14 protein-coding genes and 1 tRNA gene are annotated in these 13,518 nt (G+C 40.3%); all 15 read left to right on the plus strand.

What is annotated here, in order from left to right; genetic code table 11:
* Window position 1 precedes the first annotated feature (1 nt).
* The 15 genes from topA to DW125_RS11075 all read left to right on the plus strand — a co-directional run bounded on the left by topA (window position 2) and on the right by DW125_RS11075 (window position 13,448).
* Window positions 2–2,083, plus strand: a complete 2,082-nt coding sequence (gene topA / locus DW125_RS11005) for a type I DNA topoisomerase (RefSeq protein WP_021861600.1) — start codon at window positions 2–4, stop codon at window positions 2,081–2,083.
* Between the two features lie 66 nt (window positions 2,084–2,149).
* Complete coding sequence (gene codY / locus DW125_RS11010) at window positions 2,150–2,932, plus strand: GTP-sensing pleiotropic transcriptional regulator CodY (RefSeq protein WP_021861599.1); 783 nt, start codon at window positions 2,150–2,152, stop codon at window positions 2,930–2,932.
* A gap of 77 nt (window positions 2,933–3,009) precedes the next feature.
* Window positions 3,010–3,321, plus strand: a complete 312-nt coding sequence (locus tag DW125_RS11015) for a hypothetical protein (RefSeq protein ID WP_021861598.1) — start codon at window positions 3,010–3,012, stop codon at window positions 3,319–3,321.
* Window positions 3,322–3,438: 117 nt separating this feature from the next.
* Window positions 3,439–3,723: a co-chaperone GroES gene (locus tag DW125_RS11020; RefSeq protein ID WP_117538150.1), complete on the plus strand. Its 285-nt coding sequence runs from the start codon at window positions 3,439–3,441 to the stop codon at window positions 3,721–3,723.
* Window positions 3,724–3,770: 47 nt separating this feature from the next.
* Complete coding sequence (gene groL, locus DW125_RS11025) at window positions 3,771–5,396, plus strand: chaperonin GroEL (RefSeq protein WP_021861596.1); 1,626 nt, start codon at window positions 3,771–3,773, stop codon at window positions 5,394–5,396.
* A 94-nt stretch (window positions 5,397–5,490) separates the two neighbouring features.
* A complete protein-coding gene (locus DW125_RS11030) occupies window positions 5,491–5,991 on the plus strand; it encodes a DUF6106 family protein (RefSeq protein WP_021861595.1) in 501 nt (166 codons plus the stop codon).
* A gap of 148 nt (window positions 5,992–6,139) precedes the next feature.
* A complete protein-coding gene (guaB, locus tag DW125_RS11035; RefSeq protein WP_021861594.1) occupies window positions 6,140–7,594 on the plus strand; it encodes an IMP dehydrogenase in 1,455 nt (484 codons plus the stop codon).
* Between the two features lie 59 nt (window positions 7,595–7,653).
* Window positions 7,654–8,685 carry an aldose epimerase family protein gene (locus DW125_RS11040; RefSeq protein WP_021861593.1) on the plus strand — a complete coding sequence of 344 codons (1,032 nt, stop codon included), beginning with the start codon at window positions 7,654–7,656 and terminating at the stop codon, window positions 8,683–8,685.
* Between the two features lie 38 nt (window positions 8,686–8,723).
* Entirely contained in the window at window positions 8,724–9,434 is a 711-nt protein-coding gene (locus DW125_RS11045) for a peptidoglycan recognition protein family protein (RefSeq protein WP_408640160.1), read from the plus strand.
* A gap of 78 nt (window positions 9,435–9,512) precedes the next feature.
* Entirely contained in the window at window positions 9,513–10,295 is a 783-nt protein-coding gene (locus tag DW125_RS11050) for a shikimate kinase (RefSeq protein ID WP_117538152.1), read from the plus strand.
* 2 nt (window positions 10,296–10,297) lie between these two features.
* Window positions 10,298–10,801 (plus strand): YqeG family HAD IIIA-type phosphatase, encoded by a 504-nt coding sequence (locus DW125_RS11055; RefSeq protein ID WP_117538153.1) that lies wholly within the window; start codon window positions 10,298–10,300, stop codon window positions 10,799–10,801.
* A 114-nt stretch (window positions 10,802–10,915) separates the two neighbouring features.
* Window positions 10,916–11,482 carry an elongation factor P gene (efp, locus tag DW125_RS11060; RefSeq protein WP_021861589.1) on the plus strand — a complete coding sequence of 189 codons (567 nt, stop codon included), beginning with the start codon at window positions 10,916–10,918 and terminating at the stop codon, window positions 11,480–11,482.
* Window positions 11,483–11,648: 166 nt separating this feature from the next.
* A complete protein-coding gene (locus tag DW125_RS11065; protein ID WP_021861588.1) occupies window positions 11,649–12,521 on the plus strand; it encodes a DUF5688 family protein in 873 nt (290 codons plus the stop codon).
* Between the two features lie 193 nt (window positions 12,522–12,714).
* Window positions 12,715–12,786, plus strand: a tRNA-Arg gene (locus DW125_RS11070).
* A 35-nt stretch (window positions 12,787–12,821) separates the two neighbouring features.
* Complete coding sequence (locus DW125_RS11075) at window positions 12,822–13,448, plus strand: hypothetical protein (RefSeq protein WP_021861587.1); 627 nt, start codon at window positions 12,822–12,824, stop codon at window positions 13,446–13,448.
* Window positions 13,449–13,518: the final 70 nt, after the last annotated feature.

Consider the following 13,518-nt stretch of genomic DNA (forward strand, 5'->3'; position numbering starts at 1 on the left):
TATGGCACGTTATCTTGTGATCGTGGAGTCACCGACGAAGGTGAAGACAATTAAAAAATTTTTAGGAAGTAATTATGTAGTCGTAGCGTCTAACGGACATGTGCGCGATCTGCCGAAGAGCCAGCTTGGTGTCGGACCTGAGAATGACTATGAACCAAAGTATATAACAATCCGTGGCAAGGGAGAGATTCTTGCAAATCTTCGAAAAGAAGTGAAAAAAGCAGATAAAGTATATCTTGCAACTGACCCGGACCGCGAAGGAGAAGCGATTTCCTGGCATTTATGCAAAGCACTGAAACTGGAAAACAAGAAAACGTACCGAATCAGTTTTAATGAGATTACGAAAAACGCAGTCAAAGCATCTCTGAAAAATGCCAGAGAGATTGATATGGATCTGGTAGATGCCCAGCAGGCGAGACGTGTCCTTGACCGCGTGGTTGGATATAAAATCAGCCCGGTACTCTGGGCGAAAGTAAAAAGAGGTTTAAGTGCGGGACGCGTACAGTCTGTAGCACTTCGTATCATTGCTGACCGTGAAGAAGAGATCAATGCATTTATTCCGGAAGAATACTGGAGCCTGGATGCGAATCTGAAAGTCAAAGGCGAGAGAAAACTCCTGAATGCCAAGTTTTACGGAACAGATAAGAAAAAGATGACGATTTCATCCAAAGAGGAACTGGATAAGATCTTAAAAGAATTAGAAGGTGCATCTTATGAAGTCGCTGAGATTAAAAAAGGGGAACGTACAAAGAAAGCACCGGTTCCATTTACAACCAGTACATTACAGCAGGAAGCATCCAAAGCATTGAATTTTGCTACAGGAAAAACGATGCAGATCGCACAGCAGTTGTATGAAGGTGTCGATATCAAAGGAAATGGAACCGTCGGTCTGATCACGTATCTGCGTACCGATTCTACTCGTATTTCAGATGAAGCAGATGCAAATGTACGTGCTTATATCGGAGAACAGTACGGAGAAGAGTATGTTGCAGTTGGAGAAACAAAAGCAAAGACAGGCGGCAAGATCATCCAGGATGCGCATGAGGCGATCCGTCCGACAGATCCGGCAAGAACACCGGCGGCAATCAAAGAATCTCTGACAAGAGATCAGTTCCGTCTGTATCAGCTTATCTGGAAGCGTTTCCTTGCCAGCAGAATGCAACCGGCAAAATATGAGACAACATCTGTGAAGATCAGTGCAGGAAAATATCGTTTTACAGTAGCTGCTTCCAAGATTGTATTCCAGGGATTCAGACTGGTTTATACAGAAGCAGGAGAAGAGAAAGAAGAAAAATCTGTATTGATGAAAGGGCTGGATATGGATTCAAAGCTCACAAAAGAAAGTTTTGATACGAAGCAGCACTTTACACAGCCACCGGCACATTATACAGAAGCAACACTTGTAAAAGCTCTTGAAGAACTGGGCATTGGACGTCCAAGCACGTATGCACCGACAATTTCAACGATTATTGCCAGAAGATATGTTGCAAAAGAGAACAAGAATCTGTATCTGACAGAACTGGGAGAAGTTGTAGATAATATCATGTTACAGTCCTTCCCAAGTATTGTAGATGTGAATTTTACAGCCAACATGGAAAGCCTGCTTGATGGTGTGGCAGAAGGCAAGGTAAAATGGAAGACGATTATCGAGAACTTCTATCCGGATATTGAAGCCGCAGTGGAAAAGGCACAGAAAGAACTAGAGACAGTCAAGATCGAAGATGAAGTGACTGACGTTGTCTGTGAACAGTGCGGACGCAACATGGTCATCAAATACGGTCCACACGGAAAATTCCTCGCATGTCCGGGATTCCCGGAGTGTAGAAATACAAAGCCTTATCTGGAAAAAATCGGTGTTTCCTGCCCGCTTTGTGGAAAAGATGTTGTGCTCCGTAAGACAAAGAAAGGCAGAAAATATTACGGATGTGAAGACAATCCGGACTGTGAATTTATGTCATGGCAGAAACCGGTTCAGAAAAAGTGTCCGAGATGTGGAAATTATATGGTCGAAAAGGGAAATAAGATCTGTTGTAGTGACGCTCAGTGCGGATATGTAGAAAATAAGGAAAATTCTGATAAATAACAATAATATTCGTTGAATTATAGTGAATTGTATGATAATATAACTTCATAGGATGGAGGAGTGCAAATGAGTGTACAATTATTAGACAAAACTAGAAAAATCAACAAGTTACTTCACAACAATAATTCAAGTAAAGTGGTCTTTAATGATATTTGTGAAGTTCTGACAGAGATTCTGTCATCGAATGTACTGGTGGTCAGCAAAAAAGGAAAAGTTCTCGGAGGAAGCAAATGTACAGGTGTTCCGTATATAGAAGAACTGATCCAGAAGGAAGTAGGCAGACATATTGATGATATGTTAAATGAACGTCTGCTCAGCATTCTTTCGACAAAGGAAAATGTGAATCTTGAGACTCTTGGATTTTCGGAAGAAGCCTCAAAAGGTTATCAGGCTATTATAACTCCAATCGATATCGCAGGAGAGAGACTCGGCACATTATTCATCTATAAGAAAGACGAAGTATATGAGATTGATGATATCATTTTAAGTGAATATGGAACAACAGTTGTTGGTCTTGAGATGCTTCGTTCTGTAAATGAAGAAAGTGCGGAGGAAACAAGAAAAGAACACATTGTACAGTCAGCCATCAGCACACTTTCTTATTCTGAACTGGAAGCGATCATTCATATTTTTGATGAACTGGATGGTACAGAAGGAATCCTGGTTGCAAGCAAGATTGCAGACCGTGTAGGAATTACTCGTTCTGTGATCGTGAATGCGCTTCGCAAGTTTGAGAGTGCCGGAGTTATTGAATCCAGATCTTCCGGTATGAAGGGAACTTATATCAAAGTTGTGAATGATTATGTATTTACGGAACTGGATAAGATCAAAGCAGAGCGCAACAATTAAGATGAAGTATAAGGGTATCGGGAGACTGGTACCCTTTTCTTTGATTGAAGATGAGATGAATTTTACTGGAGGATATAATGGAAAAATTTCAGGACGATACGGTGAAACTCGAGATGATAAAAACGATTCTTGACGGGGGATATTTTAACGATAATATCTATCTGTGTAAGATGATTAAGTATAATGAAGAAGAGGAATGCATATATCTGTTAACGGGGAAGACGGAACTGTCAGAATTTTCTTTGGACAGTATCTATGAGTGCACGATGACGGATGAGGAAGAAGAGGTCAAATGCAGAGGAAAGATTGTCGAACGGTACTGGGATAAGAGAGGAAAAGTACTTGTTTTCCATGTGGAAAATGGATTTTATAAAAATACTGTAAACTAAACAAAGGCGGTTGACAAAATATTAAGAGAGTGCTATTTTATATCTAGAGTTTCTTAGCACTCTCTTTTTGTGAGTGCTAACAAAATAAATAAGTATATCATTTAAGGAGGAATAAATATGAAATTAGTACCATTAGGAGACAGGGTTGTATTAAAACAGTTGGTTGCAGAAGAGACAACAAAATCAGGAATCGTAATTCCTGGACAGTCTAAAGAAAAACCACAGCAGGCAGAGATCGTTGCTGTAGGACCTGGTGGAACAGTTGACGGAAAAGAAGTGAAGATGAATGTCACTGTAGGACAGAAAGTTATTTATTCTAAATACGCAGGAACATCTGTAGAGCTTGATGATGAAGAGTATATTATCGTAAAACAGGACGATATCCTTGCAATTTGTGAGTAAGATGTAGATGTAAGAAGAGAAACAAAGATTATAGGAGGCATTTGATCATGGCAAAGGAAATTAAATATGGCGCAGAAGCAAGAGCAGCATTAGAAGAAGGAGTTAATAAGCTGGCTGATACAGTCAGAGTTACGTTAGGACCAAAAGGACGTAACGTAGTTCTTGACAAATCTTTCGGAGCACCGCTTATTACTAATGATGGTGTTACAATTGCAAAAGAAATTGAATTAGAAGATGCATTTGAGAATATGGGTGCACAGCTTATCAAAGAAGTTGCATCTAAGACAAATGATGTTGCCGGAGATGGTACAACAACAGCTACAGTACTTGCACAGGCAATGGTACATGAAGGAATGAAGAACCTGGCAGCAGGAGCAAACCCGATCATCCTTAGAAAAGGAATGAAGAAAGCAACAGACAAAGCAGTTGAGACGATCGCTAAAATGTCCAGCAAAGTAAAAGACAAAGATCAGATCGCAAAAGTTGCAGCTATTTCTGCAAGTGATGAAGAAGTTGGAAAGATGGTTGCAGATGCAATGGAAAAAGTTTCCAATGACGGGGTTATCACAATTGAAGAATCCAAGACTATGAAGACAGAACTTGACCTTGTAGAAGGTATGCAGTTTGACCGTGGATATGTATCTGCATATATGGCTACAGATATGGATAAGATGGAAGCAAATCTGGATGATCCATATATTTTGATCACAGACAAGAAGATTTCTAACATTCAGGAGATCCTGCCAGTTCTGGAGCAGATCGTACAGTCCGGAGCAAGACTCCTGATCGTTGCAGAAGATATTGAAGGTGAGGCTCTTACAACACTGATCGTAAACAAACTGCGTGGAACATTCAATGTAGTAGGTGTTAAAGCGCCTGGATATGGTGACAGAAGAAAAGAGATGTTAAAGGATCTTGCAATTCTGACAGGCGGTCAGGTAATTTCAGAAGAACTCGGTATGGAGTTGAAAGATACAACACTGGATCAGCTTGGACGTGCAAAATCTGTAAAAGTTCAGAAAGAAAATACAGTTATCGTTGACGGATGCGGAGACAAACAGGCAATCGCAGACCGTGTAGCACAGATTAAAGCACAGATTGAAGAGACAACATCTGATTTCGACAGAGAGAAACTGCAGGAGAGACTTGCAAAACTTGCAGGCGGTGTAGCAGTTATCCGTGTAGGTGCCGCAACTGAGACTGAGATGAAAGAAGCAAAACTTCGTATGGAAGATGCACTTGCAGCAACAAGAGCAGCCGTAGAAGAAGGAATCATTGCAGGTGGCGGATCTGCTTATATTCACTGTGCAAAAGAAGTTGCCAAGATCGTTGCTGATTTGGATGGTGATGAGAAGACAGGTGCGAATGTTGTACTGAAAGCTCTGGAAGCTCCACTGCTCCGCATCGCTGCAAATGCAGGACTGGAAGGCGCAGTAATCATTAATAAAGTATATGAGTCAGAACCAGGAATCGGATTTGATGCATTAGCTGAGGAATATGTAGACATGGTTGAACATGGTATCCTTGATCCGGCTAAGGTAACAAGAAGTGCTCTGCAGAATGCAACAAGTGTTGCATCTACACTGCTGACAACAGAGTCCGTTGTTGCTAATATCAAAGAAGAGACACCGGCTATGCCTGCAGGTGCAGGTGCCGGAATGGGCATGATGTAAGAAAAAGTTAAGAAAACTCCCTGTATGGGGAGTTTTCTTTTTTCTTGTTTTTGTGCTACAATAGACACATTGAGAAAAGCGGAGGATGTAAGACATGAATGACATATGTACAGAACAGCTTATTAAAAGGAAGAAAAGCAAAGGTCAGTGGTTTCTGGAAGGAATGGTGCTTGCAGCGACTTTACTGAGTGTATATGGTGTCGTACATTGTCTTTTTTTTATAGTGCTTACAGTTATATTACTTGTAATGGATATATATTTGTATCTGGAATTTGATGCAGAATATGAATATTTATTTGTGAATGGGGAACTGGATGTTGACAAGATCATACATAAGTCGAGAAGAAGACGAATCTGTACAATAAAGTTAGAAGAAATAGAGGTCCTGGCTCCATTTGGAACAGGTGAACTCAGACAGTACCAGCGGGCAAAGAAAAGCGATTATAGCTCGGGCAGACGCAATGATCAGACTTATGTGCTAGTTGTTTCCAGGGCAGGAGAATTAAGAAAAATTATTTTTGAACCGAATCAGACGATTGTAGACGGGTATGCCGGAATGATTCCGGGAAAAGTTACATACAAATCTGCAAAATAGTCAGAAAAATGTATTTTGTATGTATAAAAAAACAAGTTGACAAACGATAGCAAAGTTCGTTATGATACCAGTTAATTATAGGAAAGAGCAAAACGGAGTTTTTACCCCGATAAGCTATAAATAAGGATAAGAGTGAAAGGAGTTTACCATGGGAAAAATTATTGGAGAAGGAATTACATTTGATGACGTGCTGCTTGTACCGGCATATTCTGAGGTGATTCCAAATCAAGTAGATTTATCCACGTATTTAACAAAAAATATTAAATTGAATATACCGATGATGAGTGCAGGTATGGATACGGTTACAGAACACCGTATGGCAATTGCAATGGCTCGTCAGGGTGGAATTGGTATCATTCATAAGAATATGACGATCGAGCAGCAGGCAGAGGAAGTTGATAAAGTAAAACGTTCTGAGAACGGTGTTATCACGGATCCCTTTTATCTGTCTCCGGAACATACGTTGGAAGATGCCAATAATTTAATGGCAAAATTCCGCATTTCAGGTGTACCAATTACAGAAAACGGAAAACTGGTAGGCATTATCACGAACCGTGATCTGAAATTTGAAGAAGATTTTACGAAGAAGATTAAAGAATCAATGACTTCTGAGGGACTTATTACAGCACAGGAAGGAATTACGCTGGAAGATGCAAAGAAGATTCTTGCAAAAGCCAGAAAAGAGAAATTACCGATCGTAGACAAAGATTTCAATTTGAAAGGTCTTATTACGATTAAAGATATTGAAAAACAGATCAAATATCCACTGTCAGCTAAAGATTCCCAGGGAAGACTGCTTTGCGGTGCAGCACTTGGAATTACCGCAAACTGCCTGGAACGTGCACGGGAACTTGTGAACGCGCATGTAGACGTTGTTGTTATGGATTCTGCACACGGACATTCTGCTAATGTACTCCGTACCGTAGATATGGTCAAATCCAAATTCCCGGATCTGCAGGTTATCGCAGGAAACGTTGCAACAGGAACAGCAGCAGAAGCGCTGATCAAAGCAGGAGCAGATGCAGTAAAGGTTGGTATTGGACCTGGATCTATCTGTACAACACGTGTCGTTGCAGGTATCGGTGTTCCACAGATCACAGCAGTTATGAGTTGTTATGAAGCGGCAGACAAATATGGAATTCCGATTATCGCAGATGGTGGTATCAAATATTCAGGAGATATGACAAAAGCAATTGCAGCCGGTGCGAATGTATGTATGATGGGATCAATCTTTGCAGGATGTGATGAGAGCCCGGGAACATTTGAATTATATCAGGGAAGAAAATACAAAGTATACCGTGGCATGGGATCGATTGCTGCAATGGAGAACGGAAGCAAAGACCGTTATTTCCAGACAGATGCGAAGAAGTTAGTACCGGAAGGTGTAGAAGGACGTGTAGCATACAAAGGAACTGTAGAAGATACTGTATTCCAGTTGATGGGAGGTCTTCGTTCCGGTATGGGTTACTGCGGAACTCCAACAATTGAAGAACTCAAACAGAGAGGACAGTTTGTAAAGATCTCATCTGCATCTCTGAAAGAAAGTCATCCGCACGACATTCACATTACGAAAGAAGCTCCAAACTACAGTGTAGATGAGTAAAAGAGAATAATACCAGAGAAATTTGGCGTTATAATAGACATTACAGCAGGAGGCAAGATATGAAGCGGGCATTTGGAACATTGAAAACAAAAGAAAAGGCAGAATTGTATCTGTTGAAGAATGAAAAAGGGATGGAAGTTGCTATTTCCGATTATGGCGCAACGATTGTAAATGTGATCGTACCGGATAAGGAAGGACATCCGACGGATGTTGTTCTCGGATATGACGATGTCAGTGGTTATGAAAAAGGCGACCGTGTATTTGGCGCATTTGTAGGACGTGTGGCAAACCGTATTGCAGGAGGTTCATTTACATTAAATGGTAAGACTTATGAACTGACAAAGAATGATGGGGATAATACACTACACGGTGGTAGAGATATGATGAATAAGCGTATGTGGAAAGTTGAAGAATCTACAGATAACAGCGTGACTTTATCACTTGACAGCCCAGATGGAGACCAGGGATTTCCAGGAAATCTTAAGCTGACAGTAACTTATACGGTTACACCGGAGAATGAACTGGAAATTGTTTATGGATCAACAGCAGATGCAGATACACTGCTGAATCTTACAAATCACAGTTATTTTAATCTCGCCGGACAGGGAAGTGGCGATGTACTGGATCAGAAAGTAACGATCAGTGCAGATTATTTTACTCTTGCAGATGCCCAGAGTATTCCGACAGGTGAACTGACACCTGTAAAGGGAACACCGATGGATTTTAATGAAGCAAAAGCGATCGGACAGGATATAGAAGCGGATTACCAGCCGTTGATCGATGGAAAAGGTTACGATCATAACTGGGTGATCAGAGGTGAAGGATTCCGCAAAGCTGCCTCCATGTATTCTGATAAGACAGGAATCCATATGGATGTATATACAGATCTTCCGGGTATGCAGTTGTATACAGCAAACTATGTTGATTATGAGAAAGGCAAAGGCGGAGCTGAATACCGTATCCGCAATGCTGCCTGCTTTGAAACACAGTTTTTCCCGGATGCCATTCATCATTCGGAGTTTGCGCAGCCGGTTATCAAGGCGAATGAACTATTTACATCCAAAACGGTATATCAGTTTTCTATTCAATAAGAATTTACAAAAGGCATAGAATATATGCCATATGAATAATGTGTAGTATGAAGAGAACAAAAAAGATTAAAAACAGAAAAAAATCATTCACAACTATACAACAGAAAAAACAGGCTCAGCGCAGGATGCGGCTGGGCCTGCTTTTATTGGTGATTGTTATGGTTCTGGCAGCAGGAATCAGGATTTTACATCCGGAATGGCTGTCTGGAAAATACAGTGAAATAGACAATGCACAGGTTGATGCATCTAAACCTGATATTACAGTGAAACTTCTGACGCCGAATCCGTATTCCAGACCGGGGATAAAAACCGGTAAGATTAAGGGAATTGTTGTGCATTATACAGCAAATCCGGGTGCAACAGCAATGGGAAACCGAAACTACTTTGAGGGGCTCAAAGACAGTCATGTGACAAAAACGAGCAGTAATTTCATTGTAGGGCTGGATGGAGAAATCGTGCAGTGCGTGCCGACATGGGAAGTGGCGTATGCTTCCAATAACCGGAATAAAGATACGGTATCGATTGAGTGTTGCCATCCGGATAAGACGGGGGAATTTAATAAAGCGACTTATCGCTCAGTGATACATTTGTGTGCCTGGCTTTGCCTGAAGTTTGCTCTGTCACCGGATGATATTATTCGGCATTATGATGTCACAGGAAAGAACTGTCCGAAATATTTTGTAGAACATGAAAATGCCTGGAAACAGTTCCGGAAAGATGTAAAAAAAGCACTGGAAAAATCAAAGTGATATTGCTATAATATATAAGCGTATGTATATTTATACATAATTAAGAAAGAAATCGTAAGGAAAACAGGAGAGGCAAGCATGAACGACTTGGAACTGTACAGAGAGCAGTTAGCTCTGTGTGATGATAAAATTATTGATGCCCTTGTGGAAAGAAGCATGATCATAGAGAAAATCATGGCATACAAAGAAGAATATGGTATGCCGATCCTTCAGCCGGGGCAGGAAGCAAAGCAGAAAAGAAGACTGGAAGAAAAGCTTTCGGATAATCGTTACAAGGATGAGATCTGTGACATTTTCCATTGTATCCGCAAGAACAGCAAGCGGATTCAAGCAAGAAAACTGTTTGATTACAATATTGTACTCATTGGTTTTATGGGCGCAGGCAAATCTACGATCTCAGATTATTTAAGTACGATGTTTGCGATGGAAATCGTTGAGATGGATCAGGTTATCGCAGAGAGAGAAGAGATGAGTATTCCGGATATCTTTGAAACGTATGGAGAAGAATATTTCCGTAATCTGGAAACCAATCTTCTTGTGGAAATGCAGGAGAAGAAGAATACAGTTATTTCCTGCGGAGGAGGAGCTGCCCTTCGCAAGAATAATGTGCAGGAGATGAAGAAGAATGGTAGAGTTGTACTTCTGACAGCAAGTCCACAGGTAATCTATGAACGTGTAAAGGACAGCAATGACCGTCCGGTTCTGAACGGCCGCAAGAATGTCGAAGGCATTTCCGAACTGATGGAGCAGAGACGTGAGAAATATGAAGCGGCTGCAGATATTGTTATCCAGACAGATAATAAGACTGTTCTGCAGATCTGTGAGGAACTGGTACAACGATTAATGGAGATGGATGAATAGACATGTTTGACAGATTTTTCCCGGATGCATATGTTGCATCTACTTATGTAATAGATTTTGAGAAACTGTATGAAGAAGGAATACGTGCCGTAATTTTTGATATTGACAATACGCTTGTTCCGCATGGTGCACCGGCAGATGACCGTGCGAAAGCACTTTTTGCGAGACTTAAAAAGATTGGTTATCAGTGCTGTCTGATCTCCAACAATCAGGAGCCACGTGTGAAGATGTTCAATCAGGATATCCAGGTGAATTATATCTGTGATGCGCATAAGCCTTCAACGAAAAATTACAAAAAAGCAATGGAGATTATGGGAACGGATGTTTCCAATACAGTATTTGTGGGAGATCAGCTTTTTACGGATGTCTGGGGAGCAAAAAGAGCCGGAATCAGAAATATTCTTGTGAAGCCGATCCATCCAAAAGAAGAGATACAGATTGTATTAAAACGTTACCTGGAGAAAATCGTTCTTTATTTTTATCAAAAAGAGCGAAAAGGACGGTAAAATGGGGCTGTACAGATAAAAAATAGTTGAAAAAAACGCTCAGATATTATAGAATGGAACAAGTGAGTAGAATTGATAAAGTGTGAAAACACATAATTTAAGGAGGATAAAAGTATGGCAACAAAGTCAGCAGGTGAATTTAGAAATGGTATGACACTGGAGATTGATGGTAAAGTATGTCAGGTTATTGATTTCATGCACGTTAAACCAGGAAAAGGTGCAGCATTCGTTCGTGTTAAATTAAAAGATATCATCAACGGTGGTGTAGTAGAGACAACATTCCGTCCTACAGAGTCTTTCCAGGAAGCATATATTGAGAGAAAGAAAATGCAGTATCTGTACAATGATGGAGATCTGTATTATTTCATGGATAATGAGACATTTGACCAGATCGCTGTAGGAACAGAAGATGTTGGTGATTCTCTGAAATTCGTAAAAGAGAACGAAGAAGTTACTGTAAGTTTATATCAGGAGAAACCTTTCGCAATCGAGCCACCGCTTACTGTTGAACTGGTTGTTACAGAGACGGAGCCTGGATTCAAAGGTAACACAGCTCAGGGAGCAAACAAACCGGCTATTGTTGAGACCGGTGCACAGGTTGCAGTTCCGTTATTTGTTGAGCAGGGAGAGAAGATTAAGATCGATACACGTTCCGGAGAGTACTTATCCAGAGCAAACTAATCTTTTCGAGTTAAAAGAATATTAAAAAAGCCTTGCATTTTCTGCAAGGCTTTTTTATAATAATAAAACCATAATATTTATTCTAAATTTCTACAAGATGTAAAAAGCGGATTTTCCCGCATCAATTTCCGGAAGATAACTACAACAATGGCCAAAGAGGAGAAATATGACTTATCATCAATTTACTGAGGCATTGGAAAAAAGTGTGAAAGAAATGGCAGGGTGTCTTTTGTCTGTCGAATTATGCAACAATAAAAAGAATAATGGAATCATCCGGAGCGGTCTGGTGATTTCAGAACAGCGTGTGAATGTTTCGCCGACGATTTATCTGGAAGGTTATTATGAACAGTACCAGTCTGGAAGCCAGGTAGATGAGCTGGCAAAAGAAGTTCTAAATGTATATGAAAAAGTGAAATTTGATCAGTCATGGGAAGAGCCGGAGATTTTTAATTATGAAAAGATAAAGAATAAGATCGTATTCAGGCTTGTCCAGAGAAGTAGGAATGAAGAATTTTTGAAAGAAATTCCACATGTGCCGATTCTGGATCTGGAGATTATTTTCTACATACTTTTAGAGATAACCAAAGACGGTATGGCTTCCATGCAGATCAGCAATGAAACAATGGAAAAATGGAACGTAGATGAAAAGGAACTTCTTGCAATTGCAATGATGAATATGAAAAAACACCTTCCAGCAAGATTTCATTCAATACAGAATGTGCTTTCCGAAGAAGGAATTGCTGTAGATAAAGCTGCAAGAATGTATATACTGACGAATGAAAAGAAAAGTTTCGGGGCAGCAACTATGATATATCCAGGATGTTTAAATCAGATTGGTACATATCTGAAGGAAAACTTTTACGTCTTGCCAAGCAGTGTGCATGAAGTGATCATTGTTCCCGAAAAGGAGACCGATGACTGCATGAATCTGAACGAAATGGTTGCAAGCATTAATGCAGCCTGTGTACTGCCGGAAGAAATTCTTGAAAATCATGCCTATTATTATGACAGAATAGAGGATCGGCTTGCAATATGCTGATATGAAGGCATAAAAGAATCCAATGTATAAATTGGCTGTAAAAAAACATTTATTAGTTGTTGAGATTGTAAAAAGAATCAGGAAAAGTAGAAATGATAAAGTAAAGGAAATGTACGAAATGTCTATAGCATTTCCTTTACTTTAAAAGAAAAATATGGTAGTATAAATAATGCAGTTTGAAGAAAATTGTCATGCACCCGTAGCTCAGGGGATAGAGCACCGCCCTCCGGAGGCGGGAGCGGCGGTTCGAATCCGCCCGGGTGTGTATTTTAAAAGTGCATAGTATGTGGAGGTACTCTTATGAAAGGTGCGTTAGGAGCGGGCTTCACAGACAGGAATATTCAGAAGAGAAAAAGCAGAAGATGCCTGCTTTTCTTATTTTTTATCCTGATCTTGTTGAGCACCGGAATCGGACTTACGGGAGATAACACACAGAAGAAAGCACAAAAGATAGTAAGAGAAAAGCGCAGAACAAGAAATATGGGATGTAAAGTTGAACAACTGAATCCTCTGCGTAAGAATAGATCGCCGGAATTAAGACAGGCGGTAAGAGATTATTACAGATGTATAGCAGAGAAGACGGACTTTGTAGAAACATACAATCATCTCCAGATTTATATAAAAGATGGAGAATATGCAGATACATATGTAGCATTTGTAATGTATCGGATGAAGATTAAGCAGGTCTATACAGAGCTTCCGGGAGTAGGAACCTTGTATATTACGGAAAAGGATGGAAAGAATTTCCAGGTCAGGGTGAAACAACTGGATAGGCAGGAGATTGACCATATAAAATTGCTTGCCGGACAACATGATGTGAAAGCACTGCTTGAAAAGAGCCGCCGACAGTATCAGACGGCATTGAAGTCGGATGCATTACTTGAGGAATCGGTAAAGGAGTTACAGAAAGCACTGAATCATTCTTGATAGAGAGCGAGAAGCCAGATCTTTGCAAAAGGATCTGGCTTTATGTATAGCATTACAGTGCCGGAAGTTT

It is taken from the genome of Dorea sp. AM10-31, from assembly GCF_003435815.1.
Lineage (GTDB): Bacteria > Bacillota > Clostridia > Lachnospirales > Lachnospiraceae > Dorea_D > Dorea_D hominis.

Coding starts and splice junctions, on each gene's coding strand:
- topA (WP_021861600.1), top strand. CDS start 2: ATGGCACGTTATCTTGTGATCGTGGAGTCACCGACGAAGGTGAAGACA.
- codY (WP_021861599.1), top strand. CDS start 2,150: ATGAGTGTACAATTATTAGACAAAACTAGAAAAATCAACAAGTTACTT.
- DW125_RS11015 (WP_021861598.1), top strand. CDS start 3,010: ATGGAAAAATTTCAGGACGATACGGTGAAACTCGAGATGATAAAAACG.
- DW125_RS11020 (WP_117538150.1), top strand. CDS start 3,439: ATGAAATTAGTACCATTAGGAGACAGGGTTGTATTAAAACAGTTGGTT.
- groL (WP_021861596.1), top strand. CDS start 3,771: ATGGCAAAGGAAATTAAATATGGCGCAGAAGCAAGAGCAGCATTAGAA.
- DW125_RS11030 (WP_021861595.1), top strand. CDS start 5,491: ATGAATGACATATGTACAGAACAGCTTATTAAAAGGAAGAAAAGCAAA.
- guaB (WP_021861594.1), top strand. CDS start 6,140: ATGGGAAAAATTATTGGAGAAGGAATTACATTTGATGACGTGCTGCTT.
- DW125_RS11040 (WP_021861593.1), top strand. CDS start 7,654: ATGAAGCGGGCATTTGGAACATTGAAAACAAAAGAAAAGGCAGAATTG.
- DW125_RS11045 (WP_408640160.1), top strand. CDS start 8,724: ATGTGTAGTATGAAGAGAACAAAAAAGATTAAAAACAGAAAAAAATCA.
- DW125_RS11050 (WP_117538152.1), top strand. CDS start 9,513: ATGAACGACTTGGAACTGTACAGAGAGCAGTTAGCTCTGTGTGATGAT.
- DW125_RS11055 (WP_117538153.1), top strand. CDS start 10,298: ATGTTTGACAGATTTTTCCCGGATGCATATGTTGCATCTACTTATGTA.
- efp (WP_021861589.1), top strand. CDS start 10,916: ATGGCAACAAAGTCAGCAGGTGAATTTAGAAATGGTATGACACTGGAG.
- DW125_RS11065 (WP_021861588.1), top strand. CDS start 11,649: ATGACTTATCATCAATTTACTGAGGCATTGGAAAAAAGTGTGAAAGAA.
- DW125_RS11075 (WP_021861587.1), top strand. CDS start 12,822: ATGAAAGGTGCGTTAGGAGCGGGCTTCACAGACAGGAATATTCAGAAG.